Raw genomic sequence first — 22,241 nt, forward strand, 5'->3', positions numbered from 1 at the left:
TCCTGTACTGGCGAATCGTTGGATATCTGCGGTATTGAAATCAAACCTTTAGAAGCTCATGGGTACGTAGTGTTGGATACCTCATTTGGGCAGGCTTCGGCGCGGCGAATGAATCCCGACTCAACTTACTGTAATAACCGCATTCAAGATCAACACCACAACCAATCCGACCAACGCCACAATGGATTGAACCACCGAGATAGTCTTCGTCGCTTCTCCCATTGTCATGCCAAAGGACTCCTTTACCATCCAGAAGCCTGCATGGTTCGCATAATTGAAAAACAGCGAACCGCAGCCGATTGATAATGCCAGCAAGGGCAAGTTAAGGGTGGGATCAGCACCCGCAAGTGGTGCCAGCAAGCCTGCAGCCCCTACGATGCCCACAGTTGCGGAGCCAGTGGAGACCGAGAGTAACATCGCAATCAGCCAACCCAGGATTAACGGAGGGAACCCAGACTGCTGGGTCAGGTGCACGATAGCATCGCCTACCTTGGCACTGGTCAGCATCTCCTGAAATGCCCCGCCTCCTGCGATGATCATGATGATGGAGGCAATAGGCTTGAGGCTTTTACCCAGCGAATCGCGCACCTTTTCGGCGTCGCCACCGCGCGCCAGTACCAGGCTTGCGCCGGCGAAAAGCACGCCTAAGAGCATGGATATCAGCGGGTTGCCCACGAAACTGGCCATTTGCAGCATCGCATTGCCCTTGGGTAGCACCATCTCGGCGACGGCATTGATCAGCATCAGGATCGCCGGTAGCAAGGCTGCCAGTACGCCGAGCAAAACGCCGGGACGGGGTTGATTGTCGGTTTTTTCGGCCAGAGTGAACTGATCAAGTAATGCCTGATCAGGCCTGGTGCTCATGCGCTTCGAAATGAACGCGCCGTAAAGTGGACCGCCCAAAATCATTGCTGGAATAGCCGCGAGAAAACCGTAGAGCATTGTGGGCCCCACTGAGGTTTTGAGTGCGGCGATGGCCGTCAACGGGCCAGGGTGCGGCGGTACCATGCCATGCATGGCGGCGAGCGCCGAAATCACTGGAACACCCACATACACATACGCCGAGCCTTTGAAGCGAGCCTGGCTTTCCAGCTTTCGCGCCACACTGAATATCAGCGGCAGCATAATTACCAAACCCACCTCGAAAAACATGGGTATGCCAACTACAAACGCAACCATCATCATTGCCCAAGGTATCAGGCGATCCGGGGTGCGCTTGAGGATGACCTCGGCCAGCTGCTCCGTGACGCCAGCATCAGCCAGGATTTTGCCTAGCATTGCGCCAAGCGCGATTACAATCCCAACGGCCCCTAGTGTCTTTCCGGCACCGGCGATCAAGTGAGCGACAATGCTTTCTGGCTGCATTTGGGTGGCAAAACCCACACCAACAGAAACTACCATCAGGGCCAAAAGCGGGTGCATCTTGAGGCGCGACACGATCAGTGCCACCAACACCACGACGCTTACAAGCGCGGTCATTAGAAGCTGTATATCTATGCTAGTCATGAAAATATCTCAGTTGGGCTGGCGCTGAGGCTGCACTCAGCATTTGAAAAACCGGTTCGAGACATAACGCTCGACGAAGCACGCGAAAAGCCAGACAGCGTATGGGTGCCTTCACGTGCAACACCCGTTTCAGGAAAGGCAAACACTTCGCAGCCTGCTGCCATGTCACTGCGGTCAGGTAGTTCAGTCAGGAGGCCAACATGGGAATGGGCATGGGAGCGACGCCACTCTAGCGGGGTGTCGGCGTAGTCACGGGCCAGTCGCTCGATTACCACTACCGGGCTACTAACAGGAATTTGCAATAATTGAGCGTGCACGTCGTCTACGGACTGGGCAGTAAGCGATTCTTCGGCATAAGCCACGACCTGCCCCCAGACCTTTTCGTAGCCGAAGGACAAACGTGCCGCCCCCTTGTTGCCGCTCCAGCAAACCTTCATTGACCAGCGCATCCACCGCTTTGCGCACGGTACCAGTCGACAGTCGGTATTCCGCTGAAAGCGCCGCCTCCGGGGGAATAGCTTCGCCAGGGTGCCAGTGATTGGTTGCAATCTGCTGGGCCAACTGGTCATGAAGACGTTGATAAAGCGGCAAACGGGCATCATTGGACAGAGCATTCATTGACCTATTCGCCTTGTTATATAGTCATATATATGAATCGCAGCAAAGTATTTCCCCAATGACAAAAACTTGTCAAGACTGATCTTCTTTCATAAGCAAGATCAGGTCGTAACTGCAGCTAGAGGGCAGATGCAAGCTGTGCTCAGGGACGCCAGCTGATCTATGGAGCAATGCAGTCGATCAGAAGTCCGTCACTTTACTCCAGGCTGATTTCCGGAATCGGTCCGGGTTATAAGGTCGCGGATCGACTATCGGGTGTGCGCCGCTGACGATATCGGCAATCAAGTGACCCGCGCCGGGGCTTAAAGACCGACCAATCCTGGCAATCCGCCAATATCGGGGATCTGGTGGTAGCCAAAGGCGACATCCGCCGGCTGTTCATGGCCGCGGGCGACGAAGGCTTTGTGCTTGATCTTCATGTCATGGGCCGACATCAAGTCATAACGGAAGCTTGAAGATACGTGCAGCACATCCTCAGGCGCGCAGCCAAGGCTATCGAGCATGAACTCAAACGCTGCCAGGCGCGGTTTATAGGCTTGAGCCTGTTGGGCGGTGAACACTTTGTGGAACGGCGCTACTCCTGAATAAAGCCGGAGGGGCACTGCCTGTGAGTGCCCGATCCTGGTCGATTGCTGTCTTTACGTAACAGGCACGCAAACGCACCTGCCTTTCAGACAGAAAAGGCATCCTTGCGTAGATATCTATCTTTGGTGCAGACGGCAGCTATGTCAGTGCAATTGAATGGCATGCACCAATACGCCGCATGCCCTGAGCGGTTACCATGGAAATAATGCTCGGCAAGAGAAGAAACACTCAGTCGCTGCGCACAAAAATTACGAAAAAGCCAAATCAGGTAAGTAATTGATTTATGGACGATAAATCTAATATAACAGTTAGTAACGCTCCAGAAATCGTGAGCGAGCAAACGCCCGAAACATCAGGCAGCACCAAGCCATTTATCGAACCCGCCACCGAACCGGCCAGCCCGGCAAACGCTTCAAGCAATCAGTTGCAGCAGCGACAACGCGCCAGCCAGCTGGCTCAGGCGTTGCGTAACGAGCTGCAAAAGGCTGTGATTGGCCAAAACACAGTGATCGAGGACGTGCTGACCGCCCTGGTCGGCGGCGGGCATGTGCTGCTGGAAGGCGTACCGGGGCTGGGCAAGACATTGCTGGTAAGGGCGCTTGCCAGTTGCATCGGCTGTGAGTTCGCGCGCATTCAATTTACGCCGGACCTGATGCCCAGCGATGTCACCGGCCATGCTGTGTACGACATGCAGACCGAGCAGTTCAAGCTGCGCAAGGGGCCGCTGTTTACCAACCTGCTGTTGGCCGACGAAATAAACCGGGCACCGGCCAAGACGCAGGCCGCGTTGCTCGAAGCCATGCAGGAGCGGCAAGTAACCCTCGAAGGTCGGGCGCTGCCCATCCCGCAGCCGTTCATGGTGCTGGCAACCCAGAACCCTATCGAACAGGAAGGCACTTACCCACTGCCGGAAGCCGAACTGGATCGTTTCATGCTCAAGCTGCGCATGGGCTATCCCGAAGCGCTGGAAGAGCTGAACATGGTGCGCCAGGTCACCCGCTCGACCCGTGCCGACATGCTGGATGTGCGGCCGCTGCGGGTCATCATGCAGGCTCGGGAGGTTCAGGCACTGCAACGCATTGCCAGCGAGCTGCCCATTGATGAGCAGGTGCTGGACTACGCCGTGCGCGTGGCGCGCAGTACGCGCACCTGGCCAGGTCTTAGCCAGGGCGCAGGGCCGCGCGCTTCAATTGCACTGGTGCGTGGCGGGCGGGCCAGAGCATTGTTGCGCGGCGGTGAGTTCGTTACTCCGGACGATATCAAGGGCTGCGCGCTGGCTGTGTTGCGACATAGGGTCAGGCTATCACCGGAGCTGGACATCGAGGGCCTTTCAGTGGATCAGGTGCTTCGGCAGATCCTTGACCAGGTCTCGGCACCGCGCCTGTGAATCAGGTTCTGAAACCGTCGGTTCCGATGCTGCGCTGGCTCGGTGGGTTCATGTGCGTTGCGTTGCTGACAGGAACGCTCCATGCGCTGGGCATCGAGTATCCGGCAAAAATCGACGAGCTTTATCGGGCAGCGTTGCTGGCTTTCGCGGGCATCAGCCTGCTCGATGCATTCTGGCTGCTCAGGCGTCCCTCGCCACGCGTGCAGCGCGAGCTTGCGGGTAGCCTGGCGCTGGACCGCTGGAACGAGGCGCGGCTCGACCTGCAACACAACGGTACCAAGCCAGTCACCATGCAGGTGTTCGATCATGTGCCGCATGGCCTGGAACATGAAAACCTGCCGCAGTCCATCATCTTGCCTGCACGCGGCAAAGGCAGCATCGGTTACCGTCTGCGCCCCTCAAGCCGTGGCCATTTCACCTTCGAGCAGTGCGAAATCAGTCTGCCAGGGCCTTTGGGCCTGTGGACGGCACGCCGCTATCTTCCGGTACACAGCACGACCCGTGTCTACCCGGACTTCGCCCGGCTTTACGGTGGGCAACTGCTGGCGGTGGACAACTGGCTGAGCCAACTGGGGGTGCGCCAGTTGCAACGTCGCGGGGCGGGAATGGAATTCAATCAGTTGCGCGAGTTTCGTGAAGGCGACAGCTTGCGCCAGATAGACTGGAAAGCTACCGCCCGCCAGCGCTCCCCCATTGCTCGCGAGTATCAGGACGAGCGGGATCAACAGATCGTTTTCATGCTCGATTGCGGACGTCGAATGCGCAGCCAGGACGGTGATTTGTCTCACTTCGATCACGCGCTGAATGCCTGCCTGCTATTGAGTTATGTCGCACTGCGTCAGGGTGACTCGGTTGGCCTTGCGACGTTTGCGGGTGAGCAGGACGGCTATCTGGCACCCGTAAAAGGGCCGGGGCAGCTCAACCTGTTGCTCAACTCGGTCTATGACCTGCAGACCACCCGGCGACCTGCTGACTACAGCGCCGCCGTTCGCCAATTGATGGTGCGCCATAAAAGACATTCACTGGTGGTACTGATCACCAACCTGCGCGATGAAGACGATGAGGAGCTGGTGGCTGCTGCAAGACAGCTAGGCAAGCAGCATCGCGTGCTGATTGCCAGCCTCAGGGAGGAAGTGCTCGACAGTCTGCGTCAGGCCCCCGTACAAACCTATGATCAAGCGCTGGATTATTGCGGGACCCTGAATTTCCTCAACGCTCGCGCTTCGCTGCACGACCGCTTGAGTGCTCAAGGCATCGCAATAATGGATGCTCGACCAAGGGAATTGGGGCCGCAGCTGGTCAGCCGTTATCTGAGCTGGAAAAAGGCAGGTACGCTATAAGCGAAACCTTGCGAGTCAGCCAGCTGACTCAGGCTGAGGCTTCATAAAAGGGGTAGAAACAGAAATACTCCCGCAAGAGCTGGACGAACGCCAGGTATTCTGTCGAGACCTGAGACAACTCGAAACCGGAGTCGTAGCTGCCTGGCGTCTCGTCTTCGTGGCTCCAGAGGCACTTGGCGCTAAGATCTATTGATTGCCCGACAGTGCCATTCGGCATTTTCAGACACAGATCAAATCTGGCCCCTACCAGAACGGGCAATTCGCTGATCAGCATCAGCCCTTCCCCGGAAACATTCCCCAGACACCCTATCAGCTTGCCAGTATGACGATTAAAGACCTGCAGGTAATCCTGCAATTGGTGCCGTTCTATTTTCCGCTCTTTATACATGGCAGGCTGCCTTCCAAGACCACTGTTGCGATCACGTAACACCGTTCGCTGGCTGCGGACTTCAAAAACGAGGCACTGCGCGATAACCGCCTCGGCCTAGAGCTCTGCAGCTCGTCCACTATGTGATCACAGCCTAGCTCAGAATTTTTCAAAATCCACCCGAACACGGCACCTGCCATTCAAATGAGGGTAACTATTTTGATACGGGAGCGTTTCGAACAGGTGCCGGGATCGGCCTAGCAGGCTGAGCCTTGGGGTAGAGGCCGGTTTGTGCAAGCGTATCGAGCCTGGCCCGTGCACGGAACGCATATTCGCTCTCTGGATACTGAGTCATCAGAAATTGATAGGTCTGAGCAGCATCGACATACAGTTTCTGCCGCTCCAGGCACTGGCCACGCAGCATCGACACTTCCGGCTGAACATAGCGGCGCGAACGGCTTTGACGCTCCACCTTGGAAAGATCCAGCATGACCCGGTCACAATCACCTTCCTGATAGGCACGGTAAGCGTGATCGAGGTTGGAATTCATCGCCCAGCGGGTGCAACCGCTGAGCGCAGTCAGTAATACAACAATCGTTACAATACGCATGGGACTCTCCTGTTCTCTGCCCTGTATCGGCGTCACAGCCTGTTTCTTCAAGTAAATCGCACACCGACCGTCAGCCGATTGCCCTCCCTGACAGCAACACGGTAGTGCAAAGGAACAATGACTAAAGACCCAGACAGGAGTAGCCTCTCGCTGCGCTTCAATTAAGGAGTTTGTGCATGACCGTTCGCCGCACCAAAATCGTCGCCACACTTGGCCCTGCCAGCAACTCGCCGGAAGTCATCGAACAACTGATCCTTTCGGGTCTGGACGTTGCTCGTCTGAACTTCTCTCACGGTACTCCGGATGAGCACAAGGCACGCGCCAAACTGATCCGCGAAATCGCCGCCAGACACGGGCGCTTCGTCGCTCTGCTGGGCGACCTGCAGGGTCCTAAAATCCGTATCGCAAAGTTCACCGACAAGCGAATCGAGCTGAAGGTCGGTGACAAGTTCACCTTCTCCACCGCTCATCCGCTGACCAGTGGCAACCAGCAAATCGTGGGTATCGACTACCCGGATCTGGTCAAGGATTGCGGCGTAGGCGACGAGCTGCTGCTCGACGACGGTCGCGTAGTCATGCGCGTCGACACCCAGACGGCTGACGAACTGCATTGCACCGTGCTGATCGGCGGTCCGCTGTCCGATCACAAGGGCATCAACCGTCGCGGCGGTGGCCTGACGGCTCCGGCACTGACCGAGAAAGACAAGCAGGACATCAAGCTCGCTGCCGAAATGGACCTGGACTACCTGGCCGTTTCCTTCCCGCGCGATGCCGCCGACATGGAATACGCTCGCCAGTTGCGCGACGAATCCGGCGGTACAGCCTGGCTGGTCGCCAAGATCGAACGCGCCGAAGCCGTTGCCAACGACGAAGTGCTCGATGAGCTGATTCGCGCCAGTGACGCTGTCATGGTTGCGCGTGGCGACCTGGGCGTTGAAATCGGTGATGCCGAGCTGGTTGGCGTACAGAAACGCATCATTCTGCACGCACGTCGCCACAACAAGGCGGTGATCGTCGCCACGCAGATGATGGAGTCGATGATCTCAAGCCCGATGCCGACGCGTGCCGAAGTGTCCGACGTGGCCAACGCCGTGCTCGACTACACCGACGCCGTCATGCTGTCGGCGGAAAGTGCTGCAGGCTCCTACCCGATCGAAGCGGTTCAGGCGATGGCGCGTATCTGCATCGGCGCTGAAAAGCACCCGACCGGCAAGACTTCCAGCCACCGTATCGGCCACTCGTTCACCCGTTGTGACGAAAGCATCGCGCTGGCGGCCATGTACACCGCCAACCACTTCCCGGGTGTGAAGGCGATCATCGCACTGACCGAAAGCGGCTATACCCCGCTGATCATGTCGCGCATCCGCTCCTCGGTGCCGATCTACGCGTTCTCTCCGCACCGTGGTACTCAAGCGCGTGCAGCGATGTTCCGTGGCGTCTACACCGTGCCGTTCGACCCGGCAGCCCTGCCACCGGGTCAGGTCAGCCAGGCCGCAGTCGACGAACTGCTCAAGCGTGGTCTGGTCGAGCAAGGTGACTGGGTCATCCTCACCAAGGGCGACAGCTACCACACTATCGGTGGCACCAACGGCATGAAGATTCTGCACGTCGGCGACCCATTGGTCTGATAGCAGAACGCTGCAAGCCAAGGCCCCGTCTCGCAAGAGTCGGGGCCTTTTTGCATTGTGTATGCCTGACGAATCTTTGTGATTAATCGTGCCGAACAAGAGCTGTGACTAACATGCACCTTATTCCCGCGCCACAAACACATCCGCCAGCAATTGATTACGCGGCAGACCTGCCAGATACAGCCGCTTGGCAAATATCTCCACGCTCTCGGCACTGCCACACAACAACGCCATCGCATGCCGCGACAACAGGCGCAGCTCGGCCAGGGTCGTCTCCAGCGCCTGCACGGAAATCAGTTGAACAAGCAACTGTGGATAACGCTCAGCCAGGGCTTGCAGCTCATTGGCCAGATAGTGCTGCTGGCTGTCATGGGCCAGATGAATCAGGCGGATGGTGCCCTGATGCTCCTGACGCAACGCCTCACGCAATACGCCCCATAGCGGGCCGAGCCCGGTACCGGCAGCCAGCAAGAGCAAAGGTTTTTCCTGCCAGTCGGGGTCATAGCGCAGGGCCCCGCCGCGCAGTTCGCCGAGCCTCAACGTGTCACCGACCCGCAGCTGTCGGGCGACGTTGCGGAAGGCACCGGGCTGGTGGCAGTCGATATGAAATTCCAGAAACGGGTCCTCGCCCGGAAGGCTCGCCAGCGAATAAGGCCTGGCAACACCGCTGTCAGTCCACAACACCTGGTGTTGCCCGGCGCTATAGCGCAGAGGTCGCGCGGGTTCCAGACGCAAACGCAGCACGGTCGGGCAGAGCCAGTCGCAGCCCACTACTGTCGCAGGCAGGCCGTCACGCTGCGGGTCAAACACCTCGACAGCCAGGTCACCGACCACTCGGCACTGGCAGGCGAGGCGCCAACCCTGCTGGCGCTTTTCAGCGGGCAACGCGTCGGGCAACGCGTCATCAGGCTCGCCTTTGACACAGCGCACCAGGCACGCATGGCAACTGCCGGCACGACAGCTATAGGGGACCGGCACACCGGCATGGTTCAGGGCGTCGAGCAGATTGCTGGCCGACGGCACCGACCAGCTACGCTCACCAACATGCAATTGAGGCATTCAGGCGGCCTGTGCAGAAAATAACGGCGATTGTACAGACTGGCCTGTCGGGCGGGTTATACTGCCGCGCCTTTTTGCGCCCGCTACGGCTAACCTGACAGCTCTGGTTCAAGCCGCAGTTCCAGACTGCCGCCGATAGCGTAATTGAATGTTCCCGTCCTTACAGAGGAGCGCGCCGCATGACCGTGATCAAGCAAGACGACCTGATTCAGAGCGTTGCAGACGCACTGCAGTTCATTTCCTACTACCACCCCGTGGATTTCATCCAGGCCATGCACGAGGCGTATCTGCGTGAGGAGTCGCCTGCCGCTCGCGACTCCATCGCCCAGATCCTGATCAACTCGCGCATGTGCGCGACCGGTCATCGCCCGATCTGCCAGGACACCGGCATCGTCACCGTTTTCGTACGCGTGGGTATGGATGTTCGCTGGGATGGCGCCACCATGGGCCTGGACGACATGATCAACGAAGGCGTGCGTCGCGCTTACAACCTGCCTGAAAACGTGCTGCGTGCATCGATCCTCGCCGACCCGGCAGGCGCTCGCAAGAACACCAAGGACAATACCCCGGCCGTTATCCACTACTCCATCGTTCCGGGTAATACCGTGGAAGTGGACGTCGCGGCGAAAGGCGGCGGTTCGGAAAACAAATCGAAGATGGCGATGCTCAACCCGTCCGATTCGATCGTCGACTGGGTCCTGAAAACCGTTCCGACCATGGGCGCAGGCTGGTGCCCACCGGGCATGCTCGGCATCGGCATCGGCGGCACCGCGGAAAAGGCAGCGGTCATGGCCAAGGAAGTGTTGATGGAGTCCATCGACATTCATGAGCTGAAGGCCCGTGGCCCGCAGAACCGCATCGAAGAGATGCGTCTGGAACTGTTCGAAAAGGTCAACCAGCTGGGCATAGGCGCTCAGGGCCTGGGCGGTCTGACCACCGTGCTCGACGTCAAGATCATGGATTACCCGACCCATGCTGCGTCGCTGCCGGTGTGCATGATCCCTAACTGCGCGGCCACCCGCCACGCGCACTTCGTACTCGACGGCAGCGGCCCTGCCTCGCTGGAAGCGCCGTCGCTGGACGCCTACCCGGAAATCGTCTGGGAAGCTGGCCCATCGGCCCGCCGAGTCAACCTCGACACCCTGACCCCGGAAGAAGTGCAAAGCTGGAAGCCGGGCGAAACCGTGCTGCTCAACGGCAAGATGCTTACCGGCCGCGACGCCGCGCACAAGCGCATGGTCGAAATGCTCAACAAGGGCGAAACCCTGCCGGTCGACCTCAAGGGTCGTTTCATCTACTACGTCGGCCCGGTTGATCCGGTACGCGAAGAAGTCGTTGGCCCGGCAGGCCCGACCACGGCCACGCGGATGGATAAGTTCACCCGCCAGATCCTCGACCAGACCGGCCTGCTGGGCATGATCGGCAAATCCGAACGCGGCCCGACCGCCATCGACGCAATCCGCGACCACAAAGCCGTGTACCTGATGGCCGTCGGCGGCGCTGCGTACTTGGTGGCTCAGGCGATCAAGAAATCCCGAGTCGTGGCCTTCGCCGAACTGGGCATGGAAGCGATCTACGAGTTCGAGGTCAAAGACATGCCGGTGACCGTTGCGGTGGACAGCACGGGTGAATCCGTACACATCACCGGCCCGCAGATCTGGCAGAAGAAGATCAGCGACAGTCTGGCGGTGGAAGTGCAGTAAGTAACGATGGCAGCAAGCCCGGAAAACAGGTCGGGCTTGCTGCATTAGCTTCGGAGTGCAGTGCCTTACCCCACGCAATCACCCACAACTAAATCGAATAAAGACGCACTGGAATGGCATTTTTTTTGAAAAAAGCTACAGTTGAAGGATCCGACCTTGCTGTGTCCAGTTCAGAGAACTTCTCGAACTTCAAAAACTTCATATCTCGCCATTTTACGGGCGCATGCGACTGCCACTCGATATAGTTGGAGGACCCAGAGATTGGCACGGTAATTTCCTGGCCACTCATGTTTTCGTTGAGCGCCTCCCATGTATCTGCACGCATATCACGTATCAGCGGAAATACATTACAGGCTGAGGCAAGGTTATTCATGCTCGCACTCATCATCTTCATCCATGAAGGTTTGGTAAACACCTTGTTTCCGGCAGAAAAAAATCAGCGATAGTGTGGCGGTCGTAGTACAGCAAGAAAGCCTTTAGCCGCCCCCATGCCAGCCTCCCATAGCACGGGTAGCCAGTCACCTCATATCAGAACAACTTTCCCCAGCGTCTGAGACTGCTTTTTACCGTCGATTCCGCAAGCATAATACTTAACATCGCCAAGCTGTCTGCATTGTTCATCAACAAGTTGGTCCGCACTGCGGGGTCGCTCAAACGCTCGATTTTCATGTCCTGCATGCTCTTGACCTCGAAGAGTCTCAGGGCCCTCTCGGTACTCAATACATTCTTTCCTATCATCCGCTCGACACTTCTGAACATGTGGGCGTTCTTACGCCCGTAAGAATACTCCATCGCTGAATTAAGCCCGCCTTCAAGGTGCTGTATGTAGCTGTCCTCACTGATCGCTGTCGCTTTTTCGTCCCGGAGACCCGCTGTCAGATACCCGAAATCAAGAATTTTGTTATTGAGAACTGTGTGAGAAACTTCATGCCCAAGCGTGATTGATGTACCCGCAACGTGGACGTTTAAAAGATCCTCGACCATGAAAATGCGTTTATGCTGATCCTCAAGATCAATAAATGCATCCGTCCCCGAATAGTTTTTCATTATGGCTATCTGATTGTAATGCCCCCCACCTTCATTGTAGTCTTTCAGCATGCAAGCCGTTGTACTGTATGTTTCAGCCAGTTCGCCACGCCTCTCCTTGGCGCCGTCCCCCAACACGTAACTCATCAATAGCTCAGGCAGTTGCGCTATCGCCGGTGCTGCGAGGGTTTTTGAACTTTCACTCCATGCAGAGTAAGCGAGTTTGAACGCGCGGTTCAAATGATCAGGTTCAGTTTTAGGAAGCTTCGATATTTCGCTTCTACCTCGCGCGAGGATGCCGGTGTCAAATAATACATCACGCTCTACACTGTCTCTCCGCCCACGATATTCCCCGGTCAGTCCATAAGGATCTGTGTAAGCTGTCGGATTATTCCGAACCATTGCATAAAAATTCAACCCATCCACATCCCCCGCCGGGTCCGGATTGATCCAGCGTTGCAACCACGGCGCGTAATACCTGAACCCATAATAATAAAGCCCGCTGGCATCGCGCTCCTTGCCCGAGTACCGAACTGTTTTGTACTTGGCTTCTACCGCACTGCGAGCCGCCCACCAGGCCGTACTGCCGAACGGATAATAACTTTCCTGGCTGATCAGACCGCCTTGCTGATCAAGCTCCAGCGTGCTCGATCCCAAGTGATCACCCAGGCTGTAACGCACCTGATTATTTGCGATGCCGTCCGGTTTACCGGCTTCCCAGTGCAACACCCGCACGCTGTTGCGACCGGCCTGAACCGTAACGACATGAAGGATTTCGCCATCGGCTGTGGTGCGAATTTCCAGTCCCGGCAGGTAACGCACTTCGTTAGTCAGCGTGCGATCTGATGCCTGCGCAGTGCTGATTTTTCGGCAGCGTAGACCCTGGCCGTCATAGACATAGCGCTCGTCATCATTCGGTCCGTCCTTACGTTGCACAGTGGTGATGTGCTGCAACTGATTACGCACATCCCAGCCCATGGCCTGCCCGCGCACCAGTTGCAGCAGGTTGCCGTTGGCGTCAAAGCGCGTGGCGAAATCCACGTCCCCGTCATCGTCGGGCAGGCTGCGATTGCTGTCCGGTGCGACGTGCATGATACGAGTGAAGTTGTGCGCGCCTTCGTGACGCATTTGCAGCAGATTGCCCGCTGCATCGTAGCTGTAACGCTGTTTGTAGTTGCTGACCTGACAGGGATTAAGCGTCGAAACGGGTTGTAAACCGGGCAGCGCCGGACCATGGCTTGCCCCGTTTCTGACCTCCCGGCCTGTGGCTTCGATCAACTGGTACAACGTGTCGTAACAGTAACGGCTGATCGGTTCGACAAGCTGGTTGTCGCAATATTGATCGGGCTGAGAAGTATCGTTGATGAGCAAAACATTGCCCACCGGGTCATAGCTGTAATTTAGCCTTTGCAACACAGAGCCATCAGCAGATACCGCGCTGAGTTGAGTCAGCCGACCGTCCTGTTGATCATAGGAATAATGACTGACGACGCCATTACCGGCCGTCTCCTGCTCTACCTGACTGAACGCGTCGTAGCGAATTGCACTGACCAGCGTTTGCGGCTGTTCGGTATTGGCCAGGGTCAGTTCAACAGCGTGCAGTTGCCCTGCCAAATCGTGACTGAAACGATGGAAATTATCGTTGGCATCAGTCTGCACCAACACTTCGCCCTGCGCGTTGAAAGCCCAGCGTGTCTGCAAACCGACGGGCTCCAGCAGTGCATCACGATCAGGCTCGGCAAGTGGCCAGTCCGGGCTGTCAGGCGACTGCAGAAAATACCGTTTCTCACTCAAAACTCCACCCGACAGACCATAGTCCGCAAGCAAGCACGAGCCTGCCGTATCGTCATGGCGAATCAGCTGATTACATTGATTATGCTCAGCGACGTCCGCAGCTCCATAGCCCAGGCACTCGACAACATGTCCTTGCTCTGTAACTGATAAAGGACGCAGCGAGTGGTCGTATTCGATGCATCGTAGCGTGCCTCGCCCGTCCCGGCTTTCAAGCAACTGCCCCGCATCGCCAATCAGGTTCATTCGCCAACCCGAATCGACGCTTTCGTTCAGCAAAACCGCTCCAGACAGACTAAACCTGACCACCAGATTTGCCGGGATACCGGCTTCGATTTCCGAACGACTGAACAAACGGGGATCACGACCCACAACCGGTCGCCCTGACCAGTCAAAGCGCTGGTGCGTCACCCGCGCGTCAAGAAGCTGCCCGGCCACACTTCTACAGAACTGCACGTTACGCACAGCCAGCGCACGTGGGTCAATGATCGCCAGTATTGGCGTATTGCTATGCACAATCGAGTTCATCGCTTTCATCCATGAATGTTTGATAACCCAGCTATTCGCTATAGCACAACAACGATCAGCACCGTTTGTGCACCCATGGAAATAGCGAAATTGATTATCGAAAGCCGGCTTGTTACCAAAAGGCATAAGCAAACGAATCGCAGATAACGCATTGCTTTTTATGGATATTTAACCCTTCTCGCGCAATAGCTGTCATTTGTATCAGGTAGACGACGACCGCCTTTTGAACAACGCTTGAGCCATGATTAATGAGGCGCCGAACATGACAAAACCTCCCCTTTCCTTGCTGAACAATCTAGCCAAAACCGATGCGGTCGCCCACGAGCGGACGGACGGCAAGTTGTCTTTCACTGACGCTCTCGCGACGCTGAACATTCAATCGGTCTTCGATATCGTGCGGCGCTCCAAGTCAGCCTTTGTCCGTGATATCTCGCGAATCAGCGACGCCAATGCGGCGCTTGCTTATGAAAATGCCCGCTGTTATGCGACGCAGATCGTACGGCTTTATCGCAACCAACTGGTGTCGTCTGGCCGTACGCAGAAACTGACACGGCGCTCGGGCGTACGCTCGTTGGTAGAGATCGGTCCTAGTTTCCCCAATCTGTTCAAGGAGAACTGGGATCTGTTTTGCAAAGTGGGAGCAATAGAGGCCAAGGACTCGCCCGTTGCATACCTGACATCCTTGTATCGTTTTGCGCTGGAAGAACTGGAAGGCAGCTCTGTCGATTCCAGCCGAATCAAGCTTGATGAACGACGCCCAGACCTAAAAGACCTGATTGTCGATCAGCAAAGCACGTTCACGCCGGTTCCTACGCTGCAGATAGTCAACCAGGTGTTGGGCAAAGCTATAGAGGCTTACGTGGACACCGTGGCGGAGGACAAGGACAAGTCTCTTTACCAACTGGTCGCTGAAAAACAGCATCCGTTCATGTTCCCTTACAACTTTCACTTTCAACAGATAACGCTGGGGCTGGCAGGCAAAAAGCCGACGCTGGGCGAGCTGAGTTATCACATCAGCCTTGAGGTTCCGACGACTTCAACGCCGACTGATGACTTTGGAAAAGTGCAGCAATCCAGCGCCGTCGCACAGGCCCTGATGAGCGGTTTAGGCCCTGAACAACAGGCAATCGCGCTTGAACCTGCAGTGGCAGCCGAGCCGGAGGCGATCAACCGTTTCTTCAACACAAAATACGACATTGTTTACGTGGACGGCGCCAGCAATCAGCTCAATACCCTCGATATCTTCATGGCAAAAACGGATCTCGACAGTGACGCAGTAGAAGCCCTTCTTGCCACAGGCAGTCACACCCCTTACCGCTCAGCCAATATCCAGTCGGCCGGGCAAACCGCCGACGCAACGCCGTCACCCGATGAAAGCCCGGCTGCAATCGGGACTCGATTTGGTGCTGAATACGTCAATGGCCCAGCCGTCGAGCCAGCAATGGAACTGCTCAAGGAAGCCGATGGTGTCGTACGCCTGACCAACACCAGCGTGGACCGCTTCGACCGCCTGCAACGCATGATTCGTTTGCAACGCTGGATGAACATTCCTTTTACAACGCTGGATACGTTGATCATCGCGGTCATTCGTTCGGAAGGTGATGCGAACTCTCCGGGAGTCCTGACTGCAAACACACTGCGCGCGCTGGGCGTCTACCGTTACTTGAGCAAACATTACAACCTCACGCCCGAAGAGTTTGCCAGTTTTGTTCATTGCATGGCTGGCGAGGCAAGCGATGGTCGCTTACCTCTGTTCGACCGGGTATTCAACAACCCGATCCTGTTCGACACCCCGTTGTTTTTAAACGGATCACCCCTTTATCTGGATAACGAAAGTAGCGAGCATATCAAGGCTCGCGCGCAGTTAAGCGCCGCCCTGCATTTATCCAGTACGCAGGAAGGCTTGTGGCTGCTGGTCGTTGATACTCGCGATCTGCTTGAAGGCACAAGTACCGATTTCAAACTCAAATTGAGTATGGTTTCTTCGCTGTATCGCCAGACCCGTATTGCTTCGATGTTCGGCCTGACAGTCCAGGATAGCCGGGCACTGATCGACCTGCTGGGCGGTGAACCTTACCGGGCAAACATTGTGAAAGGCCGACTGGGAAGCGCTCCGGCCGAGACAGACAGCGATGCCGAACCCGACGTGCTCGATATCCTGATGCAACTGGACTGGGCCGTTACCTGGCTCAAGGCTTATGGTCAGAACGTTGCCACACTGCGCCGTCAATTGGGCGTGGATATGACCGAACCAGCGACATCGCAGGAGCTGGCCGGTCAGCTTGAACAGTTGACCGATGACGCTCTTGCAGTTGCACTGACTGACCAACAACTTGCGTCACTGAACCTTCCAACCTATGACGACGAGGGCTCGGTGATCGAATGGTGGGCTGTAATAGCGCCGCTGATCGACTCACACGGGCTGGTAGTAGCCCAACCGTTGGATGAAGAGCCTGCTGTCAGTATCCGTCAGGCAATCCTTACACAGCTCACCTCTATAAGACTTGGCGATTCGCTAAAGAGCGAACTTGCCGCAAAACTTGAAGTGTTCGTCTTCAACGGCTACCTGACCCAGCATCGCCTGATGGAAGGTCTGATGCAAACCGTCGCGGGTTTGCCACTTGATCGTTGCGAACCGGTACTGCGCTGGTCAGGCAGTAGCGTGGACGTGTTTCTCGGCTCGCTCATGGAGGGCACCGAAGTAAAGCTGACGGAACTGATGCGCCATGCAGAAGTTAATCAGCAGTTAGGACTGAGTGCCCAGGCACTGCGCACGTTTCTGATCAACCCGCACTGGTTGCATACAGGTTTTGACAGCCCGCTTCCTCTCTCTTTGAGCAGCCTGTACCTGCTGGACCGCTATCGCAACTGGCGTGACCAGAGTGGTCACCCGGAAGACGCTTTGCTCGATTATTTCAAACAAGCGAATGGCGGTTCAAAGGACAAGGCGCACTGTGCTGCGCTGCTGGCAGCACTCACACACTGGACGTCGTCCGAAGTGCTGGCGGCGACTGTATTACTCACTGCTTCAGATGAAATCGCGTCTTCCATGCACGAGGTGGACTGGCTGAACCGAATGCACAGCGCCAGTGAACTCACAGGGCTCTCGGCTGGACAATTACTGTTGGCCACGGACCTGACAGTGACCAGTCCTGCCACGCAGTGGAAGTCCACAGGCGAAGCCGTTATATCCGGCAACCGTTGATCTGCACTTAACCTGTTCAATGCCATGGAGGCCTGATCATGTCCAATACCGTGGAAAGCCGGATCAACGAATCCTTTCGTGATGCGCTGGTGGCTTATTACCTGAGTGAAGTTGTACCCAACTCTCCACTGCTCAGTCGCCTGGGCCTGGACCAGCGTTTGAAAACGGCCAATGACCTGTATGAGTTTTTCCTGCTCGACAATCAGGTCGGCAATGAGGTCCAGACCAGCCATGTCGCATCAGTAATCAGCAGCCTGCAACAACTCATCAATGGCACCTTGCTGGGCATGGAGCCGGGCTACGACACCCTGCTGCCTACCGAGGCACGGTTTGTCGAATGGCGCGACCGCAGCAGTCAATACCCGATCTGGGCCGCCAATATGCAATTGGCGCTGTACCCGGAAATCTATATTTCTCCGGCACTACGGCTGAAAAAGTCCAGCTACTTCGCGCAACTTGAAAACGACATCAATCAAAACAGGATCAATATTGACACCACCCAGGAAGCAGTGAAGTCCTACCTTGCCAGTTTTGAAGAGGTCGCCAACCTGACCATTATCAATGGTTACATCGACAGCGACCGATTTGCAGAAGGCAAATATTACTTTATCGGCAAGTCGCGAGCCGAGAATATTTACTATTGGCGCACGGTAGACATGAATGAGCGCGCCTACAAAGAAGGGACTGAAGGGCCGAAATACGATAATCCCACGCCAGGCGCCTGGTCGGACTGGAACCGGGCCGAGATCGGTATCAATGCCAATACACTGGAAAGAACCATCCGCCCGGTGTTTTTCAACAATCGACTGTTTGTAACGTGGGTGGACTTGATTCATGTTACCGAGGAGGTGGAAGTTACGCTGCCTGACGGCACGATAGAAGCCGATATAGATGGCGGCTTCCCTGTCAATCCGCCGCCGTCCATAGCGCCTGTCACTGTGATCACACCAAACGTGCGGCTGGTACTTAATATTTCTTACAAGAAATATGACGATTCCTGGAGCGCGCCGCAAATCTATATGGACGTGACCACACCCAATGCATTCACCCGTGCAGATAAGCCAGTCAATCTGGAAAGAGACCTGAACACTATTGCTATTTACGATGTCTCTGCATCACCGGAGTCGTTATTTATCGCCATGTATGCGGGAGAGACGCTGGTTGAGGGTGATGCTGACGGATCGAGTTCAACCTACACGTTCCTTCACACCGCATTTATCGACAAAAATTTCAATAAGAGGCAAGCGTTCCCCGTGGACAATCATGTTGAAGCGATGGCCTATGATGATGACCCAGAACTTCAGCAACCAAGAGTGCGAAAAACGTGCTGGGCATTTGCACTTAAAAACAAGGAGAATTTTCAGTTTACCTGGAGAGTGGTAATAACGGTACTGAAGGTTAAAACACAATCCGCCCATGACGACGAACCCGCTTGGAACTACAACAACCTGCAAAAAAAAATAGGTGAAATGCAATTAATTGCCGCCCCGGTCGTTGACGAAAAAAGCTCGACTATCACAATAACGACACATATCACATCCGATATAGACGCCATTCACGCCCCCAGCGTACACATGCGAATTACTTACTGGCGCCTGGACAAATATGTACTCCTCGACCTATATGCAAAACCCTACGACGAACATCATTGGGCGCTCTTGAACGACTCAACATTTTCCACAACCCTGATTATAGCCACTGAAGCCCTTGGCATATTCAGCCTATCAGATGTCAATGGGGCCGCTGCCCCAGAACTTAAAAATTTTCTATCAAACCATGACTTTAATAACTTTCTCTTTTACGCGCCTGCATCGAACTCCGCCCCCATCAGCCTTAGCGGAGGTTATATAAATGCAGCCATTGTAGAAGAGCTAAACAAAACAGCGTCACTTAGAAGTGGCTCTGCCGTTTTTTCAGGAACAGCCATTGTGGCAGGGCCGCTTGTTACACTCGAAGGTACTGGAGAGCAAAAAGTCATTTACCGGCAAGTCGTCAGATACCCTTCCAGCATGAGCAGCCCCTATTCCAACAACCAACTCGATCTTGAAATCGGTTCCCCTGCCGAGCGTGTAAGTGCGCCCGCGCTTTATACTGTCACTCTTCCATTCGACAAAACCACGTTGCTGCCCTACCTGAAAGACACAGCTTTCGTTCCAGAAAAAAAGAATTTCTACATTACGCACGGTGTGGCCGTATTGGACGCCACATCAGGCGACACTATCGGTAATGCACTTAAATCCACAGAAATCGAACTTGCCTTCGCAGCCAGTGACGGGACAGATCCCATAGCGCCAAAAATCAGCAAGCGCGTCGATCAGCTTTTAGGCATCGCGGAATACATTGATTTCTCGAGCTCAAGCATCCTGTTCAGCGACGACTCGACCGATAAACGTGACCCTATCCGCATGAACACCCTGTTCGCCCGCGAGCTGATCAACAAGGCCAACATCGCACTTGAAGCGTTATTGTCCTGGGACACCCAACAGTTGCAGGAGCCGCCTATCGATGAGGACAACATCCCTGACCTGATGGACTTCAAAGGTGCCAACGGTCTGTACTTCTGGGAACTGTTTCTGCACCTGCCGTTCATGATTTCTCATCGACTCAATCTGGAACAGCGCTTCTCCGATGCAGAACGCTGGCTCGGTTTCATCTTCGATCCGGGTCGCAAGAAGATCGGCAATGCACCTGCTTACTGGAACGTGCGGCCATTGGTGGAAGAGCCAGACCCGGATTACTTTCTGCGCTCGCCCATTGACCCGGATGGCATCGCCGCCAGCGATCCGGTGCGCTACCAGAAAGCGGTGTATTTCCATTACATCAAGAACCTGATTGACCGGGGCGACATGGCCTACCGGCAACTGACCCCCGACAGCCTCGGCGAGGCCAAGCTCTGGTACGTGCGTATTCTCGATCTGCTGGGGCCGCGCCCGGATATGAAACTGACCAGCCAGTGGACGCCCATTGCACTGGGCGATCTTGCAGCATCTACAAGCCCGGGGCTACGAGCTTTCGAGCAGCAGTTCGTCAAGCAGGAACAACAGGTACGTACCAGCGCCACCGCCAAAGACGGCAAGGCAACGGTCAAATTCAGCCCGCCTCCCCTTCGCCTGAGCACCTTCGGCAGCGACCCGACACTGGCCGAAGAGGACAACGAACATTTTATCCTTCCGATCAATTCAGAACTGGTCAAATACTGGGACATGCTTGAGACGCGTCTGTACAACCTGCGCCACAACCTGACCCTGGACGGCAAGCCTTTGTCGTTACCGCTGTTTGCAGCGCCACTGGACCCACGGGCCTTGCTCGCAGCCTATGCCAGTGGCGCAACCGAAGGCGGTGCGGGCAGCCTGCTGGCGCAGGAAACGCCGCACTATCGCTACCCGGTCATGTTTGCCAAAGCCAGCGCCGCCGTCGAGACCTTGACCCAGTTCGGCTTCACGCTGCTGTCGGTCATCGAGCGTAAGGAACAAGGGCAGCTTATGGAGCTGCAACAGCAGCAAGTCTGGGAGTTCGCCCAGTACGCTATCGATCTGCAGCTCGAAGCACAGAAAATCGAAGTTCAGACACGCAAGGCACTGGAAGCCAGCAAGGCGGTGGTTGATGCAAGAACCCGTTTTTACGCGCAACTGGCGGAAGAGAACGTCAGCCCCGGCGAAGTCGCAGCGGCCAGCGCGCAGCTTGCGGCAAGGGTTGCCGAAGGTGTCGGATCAACCGCTAATGCTGCAGCATCGGCCCTTAAGGTAGTGCCCAACCACGCAGGTTTTCATGCCGGGGCTACAGGCGGCATGGCTGTCGGCGCTGCGGCGGGTGGAGCTGTCGGCGGTTTTCGTCTGGAAGGTGTGCCGGAGATGGTCGCCATTGCCGCGCAAGCAAGGGCCACACTTTCTGCATCCATCGGCTACGCGCTTGAGCGTACGGAGGGCTTCCGTCGTCGTCTTCAGGAATGGGAACACGCACGGGATCAGGCACTGCTTGAGTCCGAACAGATCACTCTGCAACTCGCCGTTCACGACGCCCAGACCCGCGCCACAGCGTTACAGTTGCGTCAGGCTGAGGATGCTAAAAAGCAGGCCGAGACCGTCTATGCATTTCTCAACAAGCGCTTCACCAACAGCCAGCTGTATCAATGGCTCAATGGGCAGTTCTCGACCTTCTACTACCAGGCCTATGACGCCACGTTCTCACTGTGCCTGGCGACGCAAGCCTGCTGGCAGTATGAAATTGCCGACTACTCGGCCTCCTTCATCCAGCCCGCGGCCTGGAAGGATGCCTGGCGGGGCCTGACTGCTGGCGAGGCCCTGAAACTGAATCTGCTACGCATGGATGCCGCTTACGTGACCCGCAACGAACGCAAAATGGAGATCGTCAAGACGGTTTCGGTACACCAGCTGCCGATAACCGAGGGGGATGATGCCGGGATGAATCACGGCTGGGATGCAGTGGTCAAACGCCTGGCGGAAAAAGGGATTGCCGAGTTCGAAATCACTCGAGCCATGCTTGACGAGGATTACCCGGACCACTACCTGCGCCGCATCAAACGTATCAGCGTTTCGTTGCCGGTCACGGTCGGGCCGTATCAAGATATCCGCGCCACGCTGACCCAGTCGTACAGCGCAGTACAGATGGACGCTCAGGCTGACGGGGTGCTCAAGGAAAACATGCGCGCCAGCCAGCAGATCGCCTTGTCCACCGGCGTGGACGATGACGGACTGTTCGTTTTCAACTTTGACGATGAGCGCTATCTGCCATTTGAGGGCACCGGTGCGATCTCTCGCTGGGCCCTGAGCTTTTCCAACCCCGCATCGCAGCGCGACATGATCGACTCGATCACTGACATCATCGTGCACATGCGCTACACGGCGAAAAGTCGTTAACCGACAGGGAG

The 22,241-nt window shown here is 56.1% G+C and carries 12 protein-coding genes and 3 pseudogenes; 6 read left to right on the forward strand and 9 right to left on the reverse strand.

Going from position 1 to position 22,241, the window contains the following annotated elements; translation table 11 throughout:
• Window positions 1-120: 120 nt before the first annotated feature.
• The 4 genes and pseudogenes from RYC17_RS05485 to RYC17_RS05500 all read right to left on the reverse strand — a co-directional run.
• Entirely contained in the window at window positions 121-1,506 is a 1,386-nt protein-coding gene (locus RYC17_RS05485) for a gluconate:H+ symporter (protein ID WP_316902625.1), read from the reverse strand.
• 203 nt (window positions 1,507-1,709) lie between these two features.
• Window positions 1,710-2,124 (reverse strand): annotated as a pseudogene (locus tag RYC17_RS05490) (GntR family transcriptional regulator); the annotation flags it as partial.
• Between the two features lie 180 nt (window positions 2,125-2,304).
• Window positions 2,305-2,439: pseudogene (locus RYC17_RS05495) on the reverse strand (D-amino-acid oxidase); the annotation flags it as partial.
• A pseudogene (locus RYC17_RS05500) lies at window positions 2,427-2,699 on the reverse strand (HAD hydrolase-like protein); the annotation flags it as partial. The pseudogenes RYC17_RS05495 and RYC17_RS05500, both read right to left, overlap by 13 nt.
• Window positions 2,700-3,037: 338 nt before the next feature.
• Here RYC17_RS05500 and RYC17_RS05505 point away from each other — a divergent pair.
• Both RYC17_RS05505 and RYC17_RS05510 read left to right on the forward strand, forming a co-directional pair.
• Window positions 3,038-4,096: a MoxR family ATPase gene (locus RYC17_RS05505; RefSeq protein WP_316902626.1), complete on the forward strand. Its 1,059-nt coding sequence runs from the start codon at window positions 3,038-3,040 to the stop codon at window positions 4,094-4,096.
• Window positions 4,093-5,436 carry a DUF58 domain-containing protein gene (locus RYC17_RS05510; protein ID WP_316902627.1) on the forward strand — a complete coding sequence of 448 codons (1,344 nt, stop codon included), beginning with the start codon at window positions 4,093-4,095 and terminating at the stop codon, window positions 5,434-5,436. Before RYC17_RS05505 ends, RYC17_RS05510 begins: the two co-directional genes overlap by 4 nt.
• Before the next feature lie 28 nt (window positions 5,437-5,464).
• On the opposite strand, the gene RYC17_RS05515 is transcribed toward RYC17_RS05510, so the two are convergent.
• A complete protein-coding gene (locus RYC17_RS05515; protein ID WP_122258132.1) occupies window positions 5,465-5,824 on the reverse strand; it encodes a PilZ domain-containing protein in 360 nt (119 codons plus the stop codon).
• A gap of 193 nt (window positions 5,825-6,017) precedes the next feature.
• A complete protein-coding gene (locus RYC17_RS05520; RefSeq protein WP_002554984.1) occupies window positions 6,018-6,413 on the reverse strand; it encodes a tetratricopeptide repeat protein in 396 nt (131 codons plus the stop codon).
• A 176-nt stretch (window positions 6,414-6,589) separates the two neighbouring features.
• On the opposite strand from RYC17_RS05520, the gene pyk reads away from it, so the two are divergent.
• The gene (gene pyk / locus RYC17_RS05525) at window positions 6,590-8,041 is read left to right on the forward strand and encodes a pyruvate kinase (protein WP_002554985.1); all 1,452 of its coding nucleotides are present in this window, start codon (window positions 6,590-6,592) and stop codon (window positions 8,039-8,041) included.
• 120 nt (window positions 8,042-8,161) lie between these two features.
• Here pyk and RYC17_RS05530 read toward each other — a convergent pair whose 3' ends face one another.
• Window positions 8,162-9,100, reverse strand: coding sequence for an iron-sulfur-binding ferredoxin reductase (locus tag RYC17_RS05530; RefSeq protein ID WP_058408085.1), 939 nt, complete (start codon window positions 9,098-9,100; stop codon window positions 8,162-8,164).
• A gap of 179 nt (window positions 9,101-9,279) precedes the next feature.
• On the opposite strand from RYC17_RS05530, the gene RYC17_RS05535 reads away from it, so the two are divergent.
• Window positions 9,280-10,803: a fumarate hydratase gene (locus tag RYC17_RS05535; RefSeq protein ID WP_058408086.1), complete on the forward strand. Its 1,524-nt coding sequence runs from the start codon at window positions 9,280-9,282 to the stop codon at window positions 10,801-10,803.
• A gap of 88 nt (window positions 10,804-10,891) precedes the next feature.
• Here the strand turns inward: RYC17_RS05535 and RYC17_RS05540 are convergent, their stop codons facing one another.
• On the reverse strand, window positions 10,892-11,176 hold the full coding sequence (locus RYC17_RS05540) for a hypothetical protein (RefSeq protein ID WP_004666155.1): 285 nt from the start codon (window positions 11,174-11,176) through the stop codon (window positions 10,892-10,894).
• A gap of 155 nt (window positions 11,177-11,331) precedes the next feature.
• The gene (locus RYC17_RS05545; RefSeq protein ID WP_316902628.1) at window positions 11,332-14,148 is read right to left on the reverse strand and encodes an RHS repeat-associated core domain-containing protein; all 2,817 of its coding nucleotides are present in this window, start codon (window positions 14,146-14,148) and stop codon (window positions 11,332-11,334) included.
• A gap of 262 nt (window positions 14,149-14,410) precedes the next feature.
• Here RYC17_RS05545 and RYC17_RS05550 point away from each other — a divergent pair, with 262 nt between their 5' ends.
• The gene (locus RYC17_RS05550; RefSeq protein WP_122281202.1) at window positions 14,411-17,353 is read left to right on the forward strand and encodes a Tc toxin subunit A; all 2,943 of its coding nucleotides are present in this window, start codon (window positions 14,411-14,413) and stop codon (window positions 17,351-17,353) included.
• A gap of 38 nt (window positions 17,354-17,391) precedes the next feature.
• Window positions 17,392-22,230: a neuraminidase-like domain-containing protein gene (locus RYC17_RS05555; RefSeq protein WP_316902629.1), complete on the forward strand. Its 4,839-nt coding sequence runs from the start codon at window positions 17,392-17,394 to the stop codon at window positions 22,228-22,230.
• The last annotated feature ends 11 nt before the right edge of the window (window positions 22,231-22,241 follow it).

The sequence above is a fragment of the Pseudomonas syringae group sp. J248-6 genome (genome assembly GCF_032586995.1).
Classification (GTDB): Bacteria; Pseudomonadota; Gammaproteobacteria; order Pseudomonadales; family Pseudomonadaceae; genus Aquipseudomonas; species Aquipseudomonas amygdali.